Raw genomic sequence first — 18,940 nt, 5'->3', positions numbered from 1 at the left:
AGTCCTTCTTGTAAAAACTAACCAATCTTAAAATGATTCAACCCATTAAAACCTTAAACAGTAGATTTTTCATTTTTAGATTTAAACAATTTCCCTTGTGTAACTTTTTAGAAATTACATTAAAAATAAAAAATATTTTTGGCTCACTTACTTTCGGTTAGTCCTTCACAAACTCCGGGCAAGCGGACTAGCTATTTAGCCCACCCGTGCCACGGGGTTTGGGTTTTAGTCTCTATTTTAATTTTTATTTTTTGCTTATATGTACTTAAATTTTACCGCAAAAAAAATCAGATGGAAATGAAATCCATCTGATTTTTGGTAATTATCTTAATAATTGAAGAACACCCTGTGGTGCTTGTTTAGCTTGTGCAAGCATAGCTTGTGAAGCTTGAGATAAAATGTTAGCTTTAGAGAAGTTTAACATCTCTTTAGCCATATCTACGTCTCTTACTCTTGATTCAGCAGCTTGTAAGTTTTCAGCTGAAGTATCAACGTTTGCTATAGTGTGCTCTAATCTATTTTGGAATGCTCCAAGTTTAGCTCTTTCAGTTGAAACTGTATTTATAGCAGTATCAAATTTAGTTATAGCTGCTTTAGCTGCATCATGTGTTGAAACATCTAATGCTGAACCAATTGCTGTATCATCAGTACCATTTGTTATTCCATTTTTAAACTCGTTTGTTTCCTTCTCTGAAATAGTTCCTGAAACTGTAGTTGCATTATTTTTAACCTCTTTAATTTTATCTTTATCTTTTCCTGTTACTACTAACGTTCCATCATCTTTCATTTCAAATTTAGCATCAATATTATTCTTTGCTAATGCATCATTTAACTTCCCAGTTAATTCAGTTGTAGCAACTGAAGTCCCACCTGCTGCACCCGTTAATACATCAATTGTTTCTGTCCCTACAGTTATTGTCAATTTTTCATCTGCTTTAATATCAACTTTTGCTATAACTTTATTTGCTCCTGAGTTCTCTAGTGCCTTTTCAGTTCCTGAAATTCCTAAAGCTTTAGCTCCCATATCATTGATTCCAATTGTCATTGATTGGTTTTCATTAGCTCCAATTTGAAGTTTAAATCCATCTTTTGCTGAACCTTCTATTAATTTTTGAGTATTGAATTCTGTTGTGTTAGAAATTCTGTTTACTTCGTTTGTAAGTTGGTTTATTTCTTGTTGGATTTGTTTTCTATCGTCTGTTGTATTTGTGTCATTACCAGCTTGTACTGCTAATTCTCTCATTCTTTGGATTATGTTTTGAGTTTCTCCAAGTGCTCCTTCAGCAGTTTGGATCATTGAGATACCATCTTGAGCATTTCTTGAAGCTTGATCAAGTCCTCTGATTTGTCCTCTCATTTTTTCTGATATTGCAAGTCCTGCAGCATCATCACCAGCTCTGTTTATTCTTTGTCCTGAGCTTAACTTTTCCATTGACTTAGTTTGCATGTTGTTGTTGATTCCCATTTGTCTGTGTGCATTCATAGCACTCATATTGTGATTAATTATCATAATAAATTCCTCCTTGAATTTAAGCGGACATCCTTGTCCTTAATTTTTTATTTAAGCAATATCTTTTGCTTATACTTATTTATCGGATGTACTTCTATATACTTTATAGTTTTTTGAAAAAATTTTTTTAATTTTTTATTTTGACTCATTTACTGTTGGTTAGTTTCTCCACAAACTCCGGGCAAGCGGACTAGCTGTAAGCTGTTCCGTGCCGCGGGGTTTGGATTTTAGTTTTTGAAAAAAAATTTTTTAAAGCTTAAAAGCTTAGAATTGGAGTTTCCTCTTCTAAGCTTTTCTATTTATATATTATATTTTTTTATTTAAGAAATTATTTTGTCCTATGTTGTTTCCGTAACTTGTTCTCATAAGCTTTCTTTTTTTTATTTTTTCTAGCTCTAGCTTTATTTCTTTTTTTCTTTTTTCTAGTTCTTTTGTTAGGATTTCTTCTTTTTCTTTTATATTGAATTCTTTGTTGAATTCTTTTAGTTCATTTTTTATTTCTAAATTCTTTAGGCTTTCTATTATTTTTTCTCTTTTTTCTACTAGTTCTTCTATGTCTCCATTATTTTTCGCCTCTTCTATTAGGCTTTCTGTAAGATTTTTATATTCATTTAAAAGTTTTTCTATCATTTTACATTCCCATTCCTAGCTGTTGCATTAGGTATGCACTTTGGTTGTTTAGTTTTGACATTTGAGTTTCTAGTCTAGAGAATTGCATATAGTATGCATTTTCTTTTCTTTTTAAGTCTCTTTCCATTTCTGCTATCATTTTATTTTTCTTTTCTAGAGTTTTTGTTATTGAGTTGTCAAAGGCTGTTACTGAACCTTCGTATCCTGCTTTTTTTAGAAGGGGTGCTGATACTGTTTCAAATTCTTTGTACAACACATCTTTCATTGAAGTTATTACACCTTCTTTTCCTTTTTCTGTTCCTACAAAAAGGTCTTTTACTCCTTCAAAGTCTTTTTTCAGTGCTTCTTCTAGCTTGTCTTCATCTATTGTGAAGGTTCCATTTTTTTCTCCATAATCTGCTACAGGTGTTATTCCTATTTTTTCTAAGTTTAATCCACCTATAGTTTTTCTCATTGTTTCTTTTAAGTTTCTTGCTATTCTATCTAAATCTGAATCTCTTCTCATTAATCCTGATTTTACTTTTTCATCCCAAAGCTTTATTTCTTCTTCTGACATATCTTTTCTTTGTTCCTCTGTAAGAGGTGCATAGTTTCTGTCTTTCTTTTCGTTTAATAACTTATTTAAATTCCCCATTAGGTTATTATAATCATTTACAAAGTTAACTATTAAATCTTTAGTCTTTTTTACATCTGTTTTTCCTGTAAGTCTTATTTCTTCATCTCCTGTAACATCATAAAAGTTAAAAGTTACTCCATCTAATGTTACTGTATTTGATGAACCTTCATATACATACGGCTCTTTACCACCATAGTTTATTAAAACTCTTGCATCTTCTCCCACTGTTTTATCTGCAACTTGGCTATATGGCTTTTTATCTTCTTTTACAAATACATTAAAATCTACATCTTTTCCTGTTTGGTTTGAAGTGAATACTAAACCTCCTGCAAGGTCTGAATATTTTGCTGTAACATCTATTTCATTTGCTTTTAATTCTTTGTTTAAATTTTTTACTATCTCATCCTTAGATAATGGAACTTCTTTATCTTTTTCTGTTTTTGTAAGCTTTACTTCTATAGATTTTACTTTTCCATCTTTACCTTTCATTTCAAGCTTTATACTTTCTTTCCCATCAAGTTCCTTTTGATCTACCTTTATGTTTGTGCTTGTAGCAATCTTTTCTACTTTTACTTTATAAGTAGCTCCATTTGTTGTACTTCCACCTGTTGCTGTAACTGCACTATTACTTGATTCAAAGGAAACTCCTTGCCATGCACTACTCATGATTATTGAATTTTCACTTTTTGTTGTGAAGTATTTATTATAGAACTCTTTTCCTTGCTTTATTGTATTTCTATATATATCTTGCTTATATTTTAAAAGTGTTCTATCATTTTTTGCTCTATCTACACGTACTGTATGTGGCTTCATCATATCTTTTATTAAATTATCTGTATCTAATCCTGTGGCTAAACCTGATATTCTCATATTTTCTCACTCCTTATACTTTTGCCTTTTTCTCTACTTCATACCAAAGGTCTCTTACTTCTTCTATAACTGGAATAAGCTTGTCTAATCCTTCTTCATCTTTCTTTAAGTTTATTTTAACTAATTCTTCTCTTATAAAAGAATATACATTAAAGATTTCCTTAGCCCAATCTCCTGCATCTAAATCTAATGTACACATAAGTTCTGCAAAAATATCTTGTACTCTTACAAGGCTTTCATGAGCTTTTTTTACGTTTCCTTCTCTTATAGCTTCTTTAGCTACTTTAGAAAATTTAACTCCACCATCTAAAAGCATTAATAATATTTTTTCCTTTGAAGCATATGTTACGCTATTATTTTTATACATATTATATCCATTGTTATACATAAACTTTTCTACCCCTTTTTATCTAAAATAGTTCCTATAGAATTTTCTTTATTTACTTCTAATTCCCCATCTATTTCTATGTTTTTACCAATATTTTTTTTCCCATCTACTGTAATATACATTCTCCTATGATTACTTTCTTTTTTCTCTTTTTTTATATTTTCTTTATCTTTTTTTATTTTTTCTAGATTTCCACCCTTGTGTATCTTTCCATTTTTCGTGGTTTCTAAAACTTTTCTTCTTGCATCTGTATCAATTTTATTTAATCTATATTCCATAGCTTTTAAGCCTTTTTATTTAATACTATTCCTGCATTTTCACATAGCTTTGCCACCATATCTAGTATTTTTTCTGGTGGAAATTCTATTATGACTTCTTTTGTTTCTTTGCTTACTATTTTTATCATTATGTCCCCAAGTTTTTCATGCACATCATATTTTGCATAGGTATCTTCTTTTTCTAGGTGTTTATTTAATTCTTTTATAAGCCTATTTAATTCTTTTTTATCGAAACCTTTTTGTTCTTCATTATTATTATTTTTTTCTATTCTAACTATTTTTCCATTGTCTATGCTGGATTTGTAAATATCAAATCCTTGTCTGTTTACTTCATGTACTAATTTGATATCCATAGCCCTTTTTCTCCTTTATTTTATTTTTAAATTTTTTAAAAGATTTAAATCTATTTTGCTTGCTTCTTTATTTTCATTTTCTACTTCTACTATTATTTCTTTTCTTACTATACTTACATCTTTTGGAGCTTCTATTCCAAGCTTTACTACTCCATTTTCTACGCTTATAACTTTTATCTCAATATCTTCACCTATAATTATTGATTGTTCTTTTTTTCTGCTTACTACTAACATTTTATTTCTCCTTATTTATAGGATGTTTTATCTTATACCTAAAGTTATCTAAAACTACTTGCTCTCCTAAATTCTCATTTATGTTTATTACAAGTGGTGCTGCCATATTTGTTGTTATCTTTTTTATATCACCATTTAAAGTTACTATTGTATATAGTAAAACATCTTCTTCTTTTTTTATCTTTAGATTTTCTATTGTTTTATTGTTTAATTTTATTTCATATCCTTCTTCTACATTAAATGGACTCATTATTATTAATGATAATTCCATATTCTCTAATGAATGAAGTATTTTAAATAATTCATTGTCTTCTATATCTATTATTGCAAATTCTTTTAACTCTTCAAAGCCTAATATTCCATTTTTAAAATATATTTTATTTTCTTCCTTATATTCTAAGCTTCCATGTACCTTTGATTTTATTTCCATAAATTTTTATCTCCTATCTTAAGTAATCCATAAGTGTTGGTGGAAGTACTTTTGCACTTGTTTGAAGTGCTGCTATATAGACTGTTTCTGCCATTGAGGCTTCCATTGTTTTTTCTGTAAAGTCTATATCTTCATTGTTAGATAAAACTTCTGTCATATTCAAGTTTTCTGCTTCATTTTTTTCTAAGGCACTTTCCATTCTGTTTTGAAGTGCTCCTACTTCTCCACGAACCTTCATTAAGTTTGAAACTACTTTATCTATTGATGTTAAATTTTCTCCTATTACCTTTTCTCTCTCCTCTGGGTCTTCTGAATTTATATTGTTTGATATATTTTTCATAAGGTCCATTGTATTTATATCATCAAAGATTAATATTTCTTTTGCTGTAACATTGTAATCAACCTTTACGCCTTGTGATATTTCTACTGTAAGACTTTGACCTAAGTTTACTGCCTCATTACTTCCTTCTTCTATGTCCACTCTATTTCCACTTTTATCTACAAATATCATTTCTCCATCACGAACTTCTAATGGCTTGCTTGTCCCTGCTGTTCCACCAAATATATATTTCCCATCAAAGCTTGTATTTAATATTTGTGTCATTTCATTGAGCTTTTGGTCTATTTCATTTTTAATTGCTAATTGTTCTTCTTCTCCATAAGCTGCATTTCCTGATGAAACCATAAGTTCTCTAGTTCTTTGCATAACATTTGTAAGTTGATTTAATGCTGTATCTGTTGCATCTAAAAAGTTTATTGTATCTGTTATGTTTGAATTATATTGCTTGTTTGCATTTATATCTGAGTGAAGTTGCATTGACCTTGCCACCTTGAAAGGGTTATCTGAAGGTCTTCTAATTTCTTTTCCTGATGTTAATTGTCCATTTATTTTATTTAAATTCCCAAGATTTTTTCTCATATCTCTCATGAAATTGTTTGCCATCATTGAATTTGTTATTCTCATTAATTTCTCCCCCTATCTTTTAAGACCATTTACTACTACATCTAAAAGTTCATCTACAGTTGCAATTACCTTTGCATTTGCATTATATGCATGTTGATATTGAACCATATTTGCCATTTCTTCATCTAAAGAAACTCCCGACACTGATGCTTTACTCATTTCAAGATTTGCTAAAAGTTCTTCTTGGTTTTCTACCATTCTTGAAGCTTCTTGTGCTTGAACTCCTAACCTATCTATCATATCTTTAAAGTATGAATCAATAGTCATTCCACTACTTGCATTTTCAATAGTCATTCCTAAATTAACTAGGTTGCTTCCACCCTTAGTAGATAAGAACATATCTTCACGAGTGCTAACCTTTCCTCTAAAGTCTTGGATTCTAATCATTGTTTTTCTAAGCTCTGCTATAGCTAAGGCTCTCTTTCCATCAGAATCTCCATTGCTCTTATCTTCTTTTGTGTTTATTTTCATTACGTCTTCTAATATTTCTTTATTTACTGTTATATTTTTTGCAGTTATATTTTTTTCATTTTCTAATATAGTATCTAAGTTTGTCATTAATCCATTAGAATTATATTTTGCTATACTACTGTTTACAAAGAAAGGCATATCATCATTTAATCCATTTTCTTCTCCACTGTGGATAGCATTTACTGAAAAGGCTATTGCCCTAGCTAAGTTATCAAGTTCATCCATAAATTTTTGAATATCAGCTTGAATACTTATATTTCCACTAACCTCTCCACTTGTAGGACTGAAAACCATAAGCTCTGAGAAGTTTATAAGTTGTCCATTATCTATTGGATATCCATCTCCCTTAGTAGCCTGTCCCTCTTCATTAGCCCATAAAACTCCACTTTCTTTTATTCTTTTTGCATCTTCATCACTCATTCCTGTAACTCTAAGTGTTTGAAGATTTTCTGAGTTATCTGAATTTCCTTTTTTATAATAGCTAATTACATATACATTTTCATCATTCTTATCTTTTTCTACTCCTGATACTATTGAAAAACGTGCTGTTTCAGTATTAGGACTTGCAGATACTAAATTTAAGGAATTCATTTTTCCACCTTCTGTTGGCTTTAAATCTATTCCATTAAACTTTTCTTTGTCTACTGTTATATCAAATTTATAACTTAACTGGTCTAATAGTAAATCCCTTTTATCTAAAAGGTCATTTGGTGCATGTCCTGCTGTTGTTACTGAAATAATTTCTTCATTTAATCTATTTATTTGGTCTAAATAACTATTTATTTCTGATACATTACTTTTAAGCATCATTTTTGCATTATCTTGAAGCTTTTCAAGTTGGTTATATGTGTGATTTATCCCATCTGTTAATGCTAATGCTTGTTGAGCTGCAACTGTTCTAGCATTTGAGCTACTAGGTTGCTTTGATAATTCTTGAAATCCATCAAAGAATTTTCCAAGAAGTGTTGATAAACCATTTTCTGAAGGTTCATTAAATATAGTTTCAACTTCAAAAAGATATCTGTTTCTTACATCATACTTTCCTATAACACTAGTTTCCCCTCTTATTTGGTAATCTAAAAAGTTATCTCTAATTCTTTCTATTGCAGCTACCTGTGCTCCTGTTCCTACTTGTCCTGCACCGGCTCCACCTGTAGCTACACCACCATGTGCTCTTGTAGTTTCTATTTTTGCTCTTTGTCTTGAATAACCTGGTGTTTTTACATTTGTTATATTATGAGTTGTTACATCTATCGTTCTTTGCTGAACATTTATTCCTCTTTTTGCTATATTAAAGGTTGAAAATAATCCTGACATTGTCTACCTCCTAAGTGCTCCATATGAATTATATGTTTTTATTTCTCTCTTTGGATTCATTACATTTAATATTTGATGATTAAAGCTTATCTCTTGCTTTATTAAAAGCTCATTTGTTTCTTTTTGTACTTTTAAACTATGTAATATTTTTTTTATTTCTCTTAAAATTCTATCTGCCTCTTCATCCTTTAATTCTTCTATTACAAGAGACATTTCTCTTCCCTTTGTTATTTTTCTTCTTTCTACTTCCCACTGTGCTACATCTTTATTTCCATGTTTTATTTCTTCAACTATTTCTTCAAGTTCAAAAACATCTTTTTTCATTATCAATTTAAATTGTTTTTCTAAAAGCCCTAGTAGATTTTCTAAAGCCTTTAGTTCTCCATTTAAAATTTCTCTAATATTCATTTTTACTTTCTCCCATATGCTTTATTAACGCATCCTTAAGTTTTCCTGAATTCACCTTATATGTTCCATTTTCTATACTTATTTTTATATCATTAACCTTTTGTGCTCTTGATTTTTCATCAAATTCTGCTCCAAAATTATTTAAACTTTTTCCTAAAGACGAAATTTCAATTTTGTCTTTTTCTTTTATTTTTTTTACTTCTTCTTTTCTGCCTACTTTATTTATTGAATAGGCCTTTACTGCATTATATGCTCCATTTACCTTCATTTTATTCCCTCCAAACTGTATATACTTTATTATCGTTTATTTTTAAAAATACTTTAAAAATTTCTATAAAAAAAGAATTAACAAATTTCTTGTTAATTCTTTTTACCCTTATTTTAAAGATTTTATTCTATCTGAACTTGACACTATACTAGTTATTCTTACACCAAAGTTTTCATCAACAACTACAACTTCACCATAAGCTATATTTTTTCCATTTACTAAAATTTCAACTGGCTCTTCTGCAAGTTTATCAAGTTCTATCAAAGACCCTGTTCCAAGTGCTAATATATCTTTTATGCTTTTCTTTGTTCTTCCAAGAACTACAGATATAGAAAGTGGAACATCTAAAATTAAATCAATATTATTTGGCATAGCATCTTTTCTTTTTTCACTTTTTAATTCTCCAAAGCTTGCTTCATGAATTTCTATGTTTTCCATTTCTTTTTCACAAACATTTCCTGAAGGCTTTCTTTCATATTCAACTCTAACCTCTTCTTTTCTCATTTGAGGCTTTTCTTCTCTCATCTTCGGAACTATAACTTCTTCTTTTTTCTCTTCAACTACTTCTTTTACTTCTTTTACTTCTTCTGCTTCTTCTGTTCCTGTCATTATAGAAACTATTTTTTTAGCAGTTTTAAGAGGTAATATTTGCATTATGTTGCTATCAACTAAATTCCCTATAGTCATTTTAAAAGATACTCTAACTATCTCTTCTTCTTCAGGAATTTTTTCTGTTAATAACTCATCTGTTTCACTCCATATTTTACAACTTGGTGGCGATATGTTAACTTCTCTTGAAAACATAGTTGCCATTGAAGTTGCAGATGAACCAATCATTTGATTCATAGCTTCACTTACAGCACTTAACTCAAGTTCAGAAAGCTCTACATCTTCTGTAACTATACCATCTCCACCCATCATTAAGTTTGCAATAACTGCAGCATCACTTGTTTTTATAATTAAAATATTTCTTCCTATTATTCCTGATGTATATTCTACGTCTAAAACCACATTTGGAGTTGTAAATGTGCTTTTTATTTCTTTAAGTGTTGTTGTCTTTACTACTGGCGTAGTTATATTAACACTTTGTCCTATAATTTGGTACAATGCTGTTGATGCAGAACCCATGGAAATATTCCCAATTTCTCCTAAAAGGTCCTTATCTATATCAGTTAACTCACTTTTATTACTTTTTTCATCTTTTCCATCTCCATTTAAAAGAGAATCTATTTCTTCTTGTGATAAAAAACCATTACTCATATTAATTCACACCCTCATTTATTATATCTAAGATTGAAACACCCATATTTTTACCTATTTTACCTGGTTCTCCTATAAAGGCTTCCTCATCCTCTACATATACCTTTACTGGTTCTGTAGTTTTAGTTTCTAGCTTTATAACGTCCCCTATTACTAAATTCAAGAAATCATCTACTGTTATTTGTGATTCTCCTAAATCAGCATGTATATCCACTTCAATCTTATCTAACCCATCTCTTATTTTTTCCATTGAGGCTTTTTGAATACCATCTTCCTCTGTGTTTTGGAACCAATACTGTACAACTAACTTATCTAATATTTTTTCCACACTTAAATATGGAATACATAAATTTATAAAGCTTACAGTTTTAGATACTTCAGCTGAAAAAGTAATTAATACTACAGGTTCATTTGGTGCTAAGCTTTGGTTAAGCATTGGGTTTGTTTCAAGCCCCTCTATCTCTGGAGAAACTTCTAATATATCTTCCCATGCACCCTTCATATATTTTACCATATCTGTCATTACACTTTTCATTATGTTTTTATCTATTTCTGAAAACTCTTTATTCACCTTTACCTTTTGCCCACTTCCACCAAGTAGAATATCAATAATTGCAAATGCAAACTCTGGGTTTACTTCAATCATTAAGCTTCCTGCAAGTGGTGGCATTTTAAATATAGACATCATTGTAGGATTCTGTACTGAATGTACAAATTCATCATAAGTTATCTGTTGAAGCGTTTCTATTTTCATTTTCACATTATTTCTTAGTTGTCCTGTTAAGTAATTTGATGCACTTCTTGCAAAATCATCATAAATAAGCTCAAATGTTCTTATATGATCCTTTGAAAACTTTTGCGGACTTCTAAAGTCATATAATTTAACCTTTTGCTTTCCTTCTTCTTCTTTAACAGCATCTGCCTCTATTTCACCTGTTGATAAAGCAGATAGCAAAGCATCAATTTCGCTTTGAGATAAAACCTCTGCCATACACCTTCTCCATTTCTAACTAATTTAACAGCTTTTCAATATCTATAACTGTTAATAGTCTGTCCTCATATTTTATTATACCTTCTATATAATCTTCTTTATTTTCACCACTAAACACTCTAAGTTCATCATCATTTAAAGATAAAACTTCTTCTACTGTGTCTACTAAAATCCCTATTTCTTCACCATCTATATCTAATATAATTATATTTTCTTGTATGCTTGAATTACTTATGTTTAATAACAAATTTATATCTACTAAAGACTTTATACTTCCTCTTAGGTTTATTAGTCCTTTAATATGGCTTGGAGCATTTGGTACTTTTGTTATGCTCATAATATCATTTATCCCTTGTACCTTTTCAGTTTTTACTGCAAAATGTTCCTCACCTAATTTAAATACAACTATTTGCATATTTTTTTACCAATTCCTTTAACCTAATACTTTTTTAACTGCTTCTAAAACTCTATCAGCTTGGAATGGCTTAACAATAAAGTCTTTTGCTCCTGCTCTTATTGCATCCATTACCATAGATTGTTGTCCCATAGCTGAACACATTATAATTTTTGCCTCTGGTGCAAATTCCTTTATTCTTTTTACAGCTTCAATTCCATCCATATCTGGCATTGTTATATCCATTGTAACTATGTCTGGTCTTTCCTTTTTATACATATCTACTGCTATTTGACCATTAGCTGCTTCTCCCACTACCTCAAATCCATTCTTCTCTAATATATCCTTTATCATCATTCTCATAAACGCTGCGTCATCAACAATTAATACTCTTGCCATTTTTATACCCTCCAATTAATTTAATCCTATTTTCTTTAATATTTTTTCTAATGCTCCAGGTGCTGGAATATAATAAAAATCTATTCCAAAATCATGTTCACCTTCACCTTTAAATATAGTTTCTATATCTAATATATATTCACCATACTGCTCTGATTCTAAAATTGCGGTTCCCACTATAGCACTTAACATATCATGTGCTACTCCTGGAACTGATGGGCTTATTTTAAGCCCTGTAAAGTCTGAGATTGAATTCATATATCCTGCTGATATAATATTTCCAATTTCACTTAAAACTGATGTTCCAAGCTCCGTTAGATTTTCCTCTCGCTTTCCTGTTAGTTTTTCTATTAGCTTTTCTGCTAAAATCTTTTCAAAAACAATAAGTATGTTTCCGAGTATTTCGCCCCTTACTCTTACTATTATTCCATATACTTCTTTTTCTCCATCTAAATCATATATTTCTGAAAACTTAATCATATTCACTGATGGCACACTCATATCTACTTTATGACCTAAAATCACTGATAAAGATGTCGCCGCATTTCCAGCTCCTATGTTAGACACCTCTTTTATAGCATCTAGTTCTAAAGAGTTAAAAATATTATCCCCTGTCATAAGCACCTCCTATTCTCTAATATAAGACACCTACATCTAGAATTAAGGTTACTAACCCATTTCCTAAAATTGTTGCCCCAATATATTCATTTAATCCTTTTAGGGTTCTTCCTAAAGGCTTAATAACTATTTCTTGCTGTCCTATTAATGAATCTACTAATAGTCCAAAAGTTCTTTCCCCTGCATTTACTATTATCACAAATTTCTTCTTTCCTTCTTTTGATTCTATATTTAATTTTTCATTTAATCTAACTAAAGGAATTACTCTATCTCTATATACTATTACTTCTTTTCCATTTGTCTTTTTTATATTTTCCTTATCATATCCTATAACTCTATCAATAAATCCAAGTGAAATTGCAAAGGTTTCATCACCTACATTAACTAATAAAGCTTGTATAATTTGTAATGTTAAAGGAAGTCTTATTATAAATGTAGATCCTACACCTTCCTCACTTGTTAATTCAACTGTTCCTCCAAGAGATGCAATTTTTGTTTTAACTACATCCATTCCAACACCTCTACCAGAAATGTCTGTAACAACTTCATTCGTACTAAATCCTTGTGCAAATATAAGGTTCTTAATATCTTGTTCACTCATTCCATCAGTTGAAATTCCAACTCTTTCTGCTTTTTTTCGAACCTTATCTACATTTATTCCTGCACCATCATCAGTAACCTTTATTAAGGCTTTTGTTCCTTCTTGATATGCTTGAAGCTTTATAGTTCCAATGGGATTTTTACCCTTTTGTACTCTCTCTTCTTTACTTTCAATTCCATGGTCTATTGCATTTCTTAAAAGGTGAATAAGAGGTTCTCCGATTTCATCTATTACAGTTCTATCAAGTTCTGTATCTGCTCCCTCAATTATAAAATTAACTTCTTTCTTAAGTTCTAATGATACATCCCTTATCATTCTTGGGAATCTATTGAAAACGACATCTAATGGTAACATTCTAATTTTCATAACTAAGTCTTGCAAGTCTGAGGTAGTTCTTCCCACTTGCTCTAAAGTTTCATTTAATTCACTTTCCTTGTTATCAATAACTATCTGCTCAAGTCTTGTTCTATATATTACAAGCTCTGATACCATATTCATTAAATTATCTATTTTTTCTAAATCTACTCTTACTGACTGATGTACCTTTTTAGCTTTAGCCTTCTTTTCTTCTTTCTTTTTAGGCTCTTCTTTTTTCGGCTTCTCTTCTATCTTTTTTTCTTTTATTTCTTCTATAGGCTTTTTTTCTTCTTCATTTTGAAAATCTAAAGATTTAACATAAATCTTTTCTACTTCTGAAATATTTTCTACGAGTTTTTCTATTTCTTCTTTTTTTGATGTAGTTAAAATAATTATCTCTATAGTAAATTCAAACTCTTCATTTTCAATTTTTTCTGTTGAAGGATTTGATTTAATTATTTCACCTTTTTCTTCTAAATCTTGAAATATTAAAAATGCCCTAGCAGATTTTAATAGAGTATTTTCACTTAACACTATTTTTAATTCTAATGCATTATACCCTCTTTCAACCGCTTGTTTTATTATAGACAAATCATATTCATTTAGAACTAAATTACTTTCTTCTATACTTTTTTCTTCTATTTTTTCTACTTCTTCTTTAGAATCAGTGACATTTTTTACTTCTTCTAATCTTTTAATAATATCCTTAATTTCTATAGTTCCTTCACCCTCTTCACGAACTATATCAATCATTTTTTCTAAAGTATCTAAACAATCAAAAAGAACTGTTACCACAATAGGTGTAACCTTCATCTTTCCATCTCTAAAATCTGATAGTACATCCTCCATCTTATGAGTAAGTTCTGCAATATCAGTAAAACCCATAGTAGCTGCCATCCCTTTTATTGTATGTGCAACTCTAAATATTTGATTTAAGATTTCTACATCCTCTGGGCTTTTCTCTAACTCTAATAATGACTCACTTAATGTTTGTAGGTTATCCATAGATTCCTCTAAAAACATAGTCATATATTGAGATGTATCCATTTGTACCCCTCCCTACATTTTTCTATATATAAATGTTGATTCTTTGTAAAGACCATATTCCTTTGAGTTATATATACTCTCTGTTGCTCCTACAAAAAGAAGCCCCCCTGGCTTTAAGGCCTCAGAAAATTTCTTGAAAATTTCCTTTTTCACCTCATTTTTAAAGTAAATAACTACATTTCTGCAAAGTATTAAATCATAATTCTTATCATAAGAATCCATAATTAAGTCATGTCTTTTAAAGGTAACTAAGCTTTTTATTTCATTTGAAATATGATATTTAGTTAGTACCTTATTAAAATATTTATTTTCTATATTTTTTTCAACACTTCTCATCTCATTCTTTGTGTAAATTCCTTCACTTGCTCTTTTTAATATTGTTTCATCAATATCTGTAGCTATTATTCTATGTCTTAGCCTTGGATTTATTTCTTTGAGTATCATAGCTACTGTATAGGGCTCACATCCTATTGAACAAGCTGCACTCCAAACCTTTAAGCCCATTTTCGTCTCTTCTAATCTTTTCTTTAAAATATCATTTAATTCCTTATAAAGTTCTGGGTTCCTATAAAACTCTGTTACATTAATAGTTATATAATCTAGAAACCTTTGTCTTTCCTCATAATTTTCTTTTAAAAGCTTTGAATATTCTTCTAAATTACTCATGCCTAGTTTTGTCATTAAGTTTTGAATTCTTCTATTTAATTGAACTTCTTTATAGGCTAACAAATTTATTTTAAATTCTTTATAAACCCACTCATAAAATTTCTCAAAATTCATTTTATACCTCTCTCACCCATTCTTCTATTTTAGATGGGATTAATTCTAATCTTAAAGCATAATCAATATCTCCTGTTTCTATAGCTGCCTTTGGCATTCCATAAATAAGGCACGTTTCTTCACTCTCTGCAATAGTTACCCCACCACATTCTTTTATTTTTTTAATCCCTTCAGCACCATCTCTTCCCATTCCTGTTAAAACACATGCAAGGACATTTCCCTTATATACTTTAGCTCCTGATATAAACAATTTATCTACCGCTGGCTTTACTCCCCATATAGATTTACTATCATCAAACCTTATAGTCTTGTTTTCTGAAATACACATATGTATTCCACCCTTTGCTATATAAACCTTGTTTTTTTCTAAACTCATTCCATCTTCTGCTTCTACAACCTTAAAATTCTTGCAACTTCTATCTAATCTTTCAGCAAAAGTTTTTGTAAATCCAACTGGCATATGTTGAACAATAAGTACAGGTATATCTAACCTTTTAGTTATGCTACTAAGCAACTTATTTAATGCCCTTGGCCCGCCTGTTGAAGCTCCTATTAATAAGACATCTATTTTTTTATATTCTTTTTTTTCTTTTTGTTTATTTTGTACATTTATCTCTTTTTTTTGATAACTTATCTTATGTTCTTTATTAATACAAGCTTCAAGACTGTTAATTAATTCATTCTTTATACTTTTTATTCCATCCATAGTGAAGTCTTCTTTTTTATATATAAATTCTATATTCTTTAAAAGCTTTCCATTTAATTTTCTTATAAATTCTTCTTTACTATTTTCACTAACAACTATTATTTTTGCATTCTTTTCTTTTTCCACATAATCTTCTAAATTTGCTAATCCATCTACTTCCTCTTTATTTAAATCTAATACAATCACTTCAGGCTTAAGACTTATAATTTGCTTTATAGAGTTTTTTATATCTCTAAATCGACCAACAACTTCAAATCCTCTTACTTCATTTATATACTCTGAAATTACTTTTCTTATAAAAGCTGATTCATCTATAACTATAACTTTTGTATCCATAAGCATAAAAATGTCTCCTTATATTTTTTTAATACCCACACCTACTACTTTAAGTGTTACTTCTCCTGTAAGTGTATCTACAACCATAGTTCGGCCCTTATTTCCTCCAATATCTTCTGCTACGATATCAATTCTTTCTTTTTTTAATGCTTCTTTTACTGCAATAATATTTCTTTTTCCTATATCACTTATCATCCTAGTATCGCTAAAGCTAAACATAGATGCACCACCTGCTATTTTTGCTTTTAAATTTATTCTAAGGCTTCCACCTTTTATCATTTCTCTAACTACCTTTGGAATAGCTAAGTCTGCATATTTAACTTCGTTTTCAATGTTTTTAAATTTTCTACTGTCTGCTAGCATTATATGCACAAGCCCCACAGTTTTATGCTTAGAATCAAAGATAGATATCCCCACACAGGACCCGAGCCCTATAGTCATAATTTTATGTGGTGCTTTTGCAATCTTATAATCTGCTATCCCCACCTTAATTTGTTCGACTACCATATTCTCCTCCTAAAATATCTTTTCTTCATCCTCTCTCTTTAGAATCTTTTCTAAATCTAAAAGAATAATTATTCTTTCATCTAATTTTACAATTCCTTTTATATAACTTCCTCTAATATTAGATACAATTTCTGGTGCTTCCTCAATCTCTTCATCTTTTATATCTTTAACTTCATATACATTTTCAACTATAATTCCAAATTTCTTTTCTTCCCTTTTAATTATTATGATTTTTTTATTTTCTTCCTTGTTATCTTCTATACAAAATTTTTCATTCATATTTATAATAGGAACTATTCTTTCTTCATGCTTTATTACTCCCTCAACAAAACTTGGGGCCTCTGGGATTTTAGTTGGTTTATCATAACCTATTATCCTTTCAACTTGTCCTATATCTGTTGCAAAATATTCACCATTCAATCCGAATATTAAAACCTTAAGATTACTTTCCATAAATTCCTCCTATAAAATTATTTTCTCTATTTCTATTTCTCCATTTTTTAAGAAAGCCTTTAAATTCTTCGAGTCTTCCTCAATAATTCTTTCTTTATTCCCAAACTTAATTAATGTATTTCTATATACTAATTCACCAGTAATTTGTCCATTACCTTCAACTTCTAATATAGTTTTTGCACCGCCACTACTTCCTATAACCTTACATTCTATATTATTCTTTGCTTTTAAATGTCCACCCCTAGCTATTGCATTTTCACCTGAAAATACTATGCTTCCACTAGATATAATATGAGATATATATTCTCCTTTTCCTGTAAATACTATATCACCATAACAATTAATTTTTGTATCTTGTACATATCCTATCTCTAGCTTTGATTTTTCTTCTATATCCTTTTCTTTATTTTCTATTTCTTTTTGGATGGCTTGTCCTATATCTCTTAATTCAAACTTACTTTTTATTTCTAATGGACCTAACCCTATAAATTTAGTTTTCATTCTTTCTAAGAATTCTTCATTATCCTTCTTATATATTAAAAGTAAAAATACTATTTTAGGGATATCTTGTAGTTTCTTTTCTATAATAACCTTTATCATCTCACCAAATTTTGAATTGTTCTGAGCTTGCAATATTTGCTCTACATATTCTACTAACTCATTTACTTTAAAATTCAAATTCCTTAAATTTTCTAGATAATTTGACAAATTCTTATCTTTCATTCCAACTAAAACATTTGATTGAATTAAGCTTCCATCAATAATTGCATCTTTTTTAGATATTAAAGTACATTCTTCTCCATTTCCTTTTAGAGTAAGACTTTCTCCTGAAGTTACAGTCATACCTATTCCTACATTCCCATTTATAAATAAGTTTCCTAGGAAGCTCACATTTCCACTATCCATATTTACATTCTTATTTATTTCTAATATTTTTGAAAGGGTAAATTCCTTTCCTTTAATTCTTACTTTTCCATCTATAAGAGCTATAACCTTATTTTCCTTAAAAATACACCCTTCTACACATTTTATATTTAATGGTGTTTTATTTTTCTTTAAAATAACCTTATTAAATACATCTATTCCATGTGTACCTATCTTTCCTACCATAACTTTAGCTATAATTTCCCCTTTTTTAACCATAGTTATATCATTTCTATTTCTGTAATCTACTTTATCTTCATCTAATTTTTTTATTTTTTCTTCTAGAAGAATTTTAAGAGTGTCTTCTTCATCAGAAACTGGTGCTATTCCTCTTGCAATTTCTATTTTTTCATTTTCTTTTTGTAAGAGTAATTCTACGTTTTTTCTTAATATTCCATAATTTATATTTGATTCTTTAAGCACTTTTAAGATTTCATTTTCTCTATACCTATCAGCCTTTTCAAGTAATGTTGTTTCGACTTCTGTTAGCGTTAAGACTCCATCTTTAAATACTTCTTTTATTTCTTTTTTTAATTTATCTATGTATACTATCTTTCCTATTACTTTTAATCTATCTTTACTTACTTCTAATTCTAATTTTCGACTTCCCTTTTCTTTTTCTCTATATAAAACTACATTATCTTCTCTATTTATTTCGCTATTATTTCCTATCTTTTTCCCATTTACTAAAACTAATAAATTTTTTTCATAAGATATTTCAAGGGAATTTACGTTATATTTTTTTATATCTATAATTCGCTTATCAGGATTTTTAAATAAATTCTCATTACCCATATACTATACCTCAGCTACAATTTATTTCTTTTAGT

23 protein-coding genes are annotated in these 18,940 nt (G+C 29.4%); all 23 read right to left on the bottom strand.

The window, feature by feature from the left end:
* Positions 1-322: 322 nt before the first annotated feature.
* Positions 323-1,510 carry a flagellin N-terminal helical domain-containing protein gene (locus ACRC28_RS12330; protein WP_438543746.1) on the bottom strand — a complete coding sequence of 396 codons (1,188 nt, stop codon included), beginning with the start codon at positions 1,508-1,510 and terminating at the stop codon, positions 323-325.
* A 306-nt stretch (positions 1,511-1,816) separates the two neighbouring features.
* Positions 1,817-2,140: a hypothetical protein gene (locus ACRC28_RS12325; protein ID WP_438543745.1), complete on the bottom strand. Its 324-nt coding sequence runs from the start codon at positions 2,138-2,140 to the stop codon at positions 1,817-1,819.
* A gap of 1 nt (position 2,141) precedes the next feature.
* A complete protein-coding gene (gene fliD, locus ACRC28_RS12320; RefSeq protein ID WP_438543744.1) occupies positions 2,142-3,626 on the bottom strand; it encodes a flagellar filament capping protein FliD in 1,485 nt (494 codons plus the stop codon).
* A gap of 13 nt (positions 3,627-3,639) precedes the next feature.
* Positions 3,640-4,014, bottom strand: a complete 375-nt coding sequence (gene fliS / locus ACRC28_RS12315) for a flagellar export chaperone FliS (RefSeq protein ID WP_438543743.1) — start codon at positions 4,012-4,014, stop codon at positions 3,640-3,642.
* Between the two features lie 8 nt (positions 4,015-4,022).
* The gene (locus tag ACRC28_RS12310; protein WP_438543742.1) at positions 4,023-4,292 is read right to left on the bottom strand and encodes a hypothetical protein; all 270 of its coding nucleotides are present in this window, start codon (positions 4,290-4,292) and stop codon (positions 4,023-4,025) included.
* A gap of 5 nt (positions 4,293-4,297) precedes the next feature.
* Positions 4,298-4,645 carry a flagellar protein FlaG gene (locus ACRC28_RS12305; protein WP_438543741.1) on the bottom strand — a complete coding sequence of 116 codons (348 nt, stop codon included), beginning with the start codon at positions 4,643-4,645 and terminating at the stop codon, positions 4,298-4,300.
* A gap of 15 nt (positions 4,646-4,660) precedes the next feature.
* Complete coding sequence (gene csrA, locus ACRC28_RS12300) at positions 4,661-4,879, bottom strand: carbon storage regulator CsrA (RefSeq protein WP_438543740.1); 219 nt, start codon at positions 4,877-4,879, stop codon at positions 4,661-4,663.
* Position 4,880: 1 nt separating this feature from the next.
* The gene (gene fliW, locus ACRC28_RS12295) at positions 4,881-5,309 is read right to left on the bottom strand and encodes a flagellar assembly protein FliW (RefSeq protein WP_438543739.1); all 429 of its coding nucleotides are present in this window, start codon (positions 5,307-5,309) and stop codon (positions 4,881-4,883) included.
* Between the two features lie 13 nt (positions 5,310-5,322).
* On the bottom strand, positions 5,323-6,273 hold the full coding sequence (flgL, locus tag ACRC28_RS12290) for a flagellar hook-associated protein FlgL (RefSeq protein WP_438543738.1): 951 nt from the start codon (positions 6,271-6,273) through the stop codon (positions 5,323-5,325).
* 12 nt (positions 6,274-6,285) lie between these two features.
* Positions 6,286-8,061, bottom strand: a complete 1,776-nt coding sequence (gene flgK, locus ACRC28_RS12285; RefSeq protein ID WP_438543737.1) for a flagellar hook-associated protein FlgK — start codon at positions 8,059-8,061, stop codon at positions 6,286-6,288.
* Positions 8,062-8,064: 3 nt separating this feature from the next.
* The gene (locus ACRC28_RS12280) at positions 8,065-8,469 is read right to left on the bottom strand and encodes a flagellar protein FlgN (protein ID WP_438543736.1); all 405 of its coding nucleotides are present in this window, start codon (positions 8,467-8,469) and stop codon (positions 8,065-8,067) included.
* Positions 8,459-8,737, bottom strand: coding sequence for a flagellar biosynthesis anti-sigma factor FlgM (locus tag ACRC28_RS12275; RefSeq protein WP_438543735.1), 279 nt, complete (start codon positions 8,735-8,737; stop codon positions 8,459-8,461). The genes ACRC28_RS12280 and ACRC28_RS12275 overlap by 11 nt, the downstream gene beginning before the upstream one ends.
* A 108-nt stretch (positions 8,738-8,845) precedes the next feature.
* Positions 8,846-9,997: a flagellar motor switch phosphatase FliY gene (gene fliY, locus ACRC28_RS12270; protein WP_438543734.1), complete on the bottom strand. Its 1,152-nt coding sequence runs from the start codon at positions 9,995-9,997 to the stop codon at positions 8,846-8,848.
* Position 9,998: 1 nt separating this feature from the next.
* Complete coding sequence (gene fliM / locus ACRC28_RS12265) at positions 9,999-10,988, bottom strand: flagellar motor switch protein FliM (protein ID WP_438543733.1); 990 nt, start codon at positions 10,986-10,988, stop codon at positions 9,999-10,001.
* A 19-nt stretch (positions 10,989-11,007) separates the two neighbouring features.
* Positions 11,008-11,403: a chemotaxis protein CheW gene (locus tag ACRC28_RS12260; RefSeq protein WP_438543732.1), complete on the bottom strand. Its 396-nt coding sequence runs from the start codon at positions 11,401-11,403 to the stop codon at positions 11,008-11,010.
* Between the two features lie 18 nt (positions 11,404-11,421).
* Entirely contained in the window at positions 11,422-11,781 is a 360-nt protein-coding gene (locus ACRC28_RS12255; protein ID WP_438543731.1) for a response regulator, read from the bottom strand.
* 15 nt (positions 11,782-11,796) lie between these two features.
* A complete protein-coding gene (locus ACRC28_RS12250; protein ID WP_438543730.1) occupies positions 11,797-12,399 on the bottom strand; it encodes a chemotaxis protein CheC in 603 nt (200 codons plus the stop codon).
* A gap of 16 nt (positions 12,400-12,415) precedes the next feature.
* On the bottom strand, positions 12,416-14,404 hold the full coding sequence (locus tag ACRC28_RS12245) for a chemotaxis protein CheA (RefSeq protein ID WP_438543729.1): 1,989 nt from the start codon (positions 14,402-14,404) through the stop codon (positions 12,416-12,418).
* Between the two features lie 12 nt (positions 14,405-14,416).
* Positions 14,417-15,184 (bottom strand): CheR family methyltransferase, encoded by a 768-nt coding sequence (locus ACRC28_RS12240; protein ID WP_438543728.1) that lies wholly within the window; start codon positions 15,182-15,184, stop codon positions 14,417-14,419.
* 1 nt (position 15,185) lies between these two features.
* Positions 15,186-16,232 carry a chemotaxis-specific protein-glutamate methyltransferase CheB gene (cheB, locus tag ACRC28_RS12235; protein ID WP_438543727.1) on the bottom strand — a complete coding sequence of 349 codons (1,047 nt, stop codon included), beginning with the start codon at positions 16,230-16,232 and terminating at the stop codon, positions 15,186-15,188.
* Positions 16,233-16,244: 12 nt separating this feature from the next.
* Positions 16,245-16,733: a chemotaxis protein CheD gene (locus tag ACRC28_RS12230; RefSeq protein ID WP_438543726.1), complete on the bottom strand. Its 489-nt coding sequence runs from the start codon at positions 16,731-16,733 to the stop codon at positions 16,245-16,247.
* A gap of 9 nt (positions 16,734-16,742) precedes the next feature.
* A complete protein-coding gene (locus ACRC28_RS12225) occupies positions 16,743-17,186 on the bottom strand; it encodes a chemotaxis protein CheW (RefSeq protein ID WP_438543725.1) in 444 nt (147 codons plus the stop codon).
* A 9-nt stretch (positions 17,187-17,195) separates the two neighbouring features.
* Positions 17,196-18,905 carry a flagellar assembly protein A gene (locus ACRC28_RS12220; protein ID WP_438543724.1) on the bottom strand — a complete coding sequence of 570 codons (1,710 nt, stop codon included), beginning with the start codon at positions 18,903-18,905 and terminating at the stop codon, positions 17,196-17,198.
* Positions 18,906-18,940 lie beyond the last annotated feature (35 nt).

The organism is Clostridium sp. (genome assembly GCF_051650885.1).
Lineage (GTDB): Bacteria > Bacillota > Clostridia > Clostridiales > Clostridiaceae > Clostridium.
The sequence above is the reverse complement of the archived record's forward strand: the minus strand, read 5'-3'. Positions and strand labels throughout refer to the sequence as shown.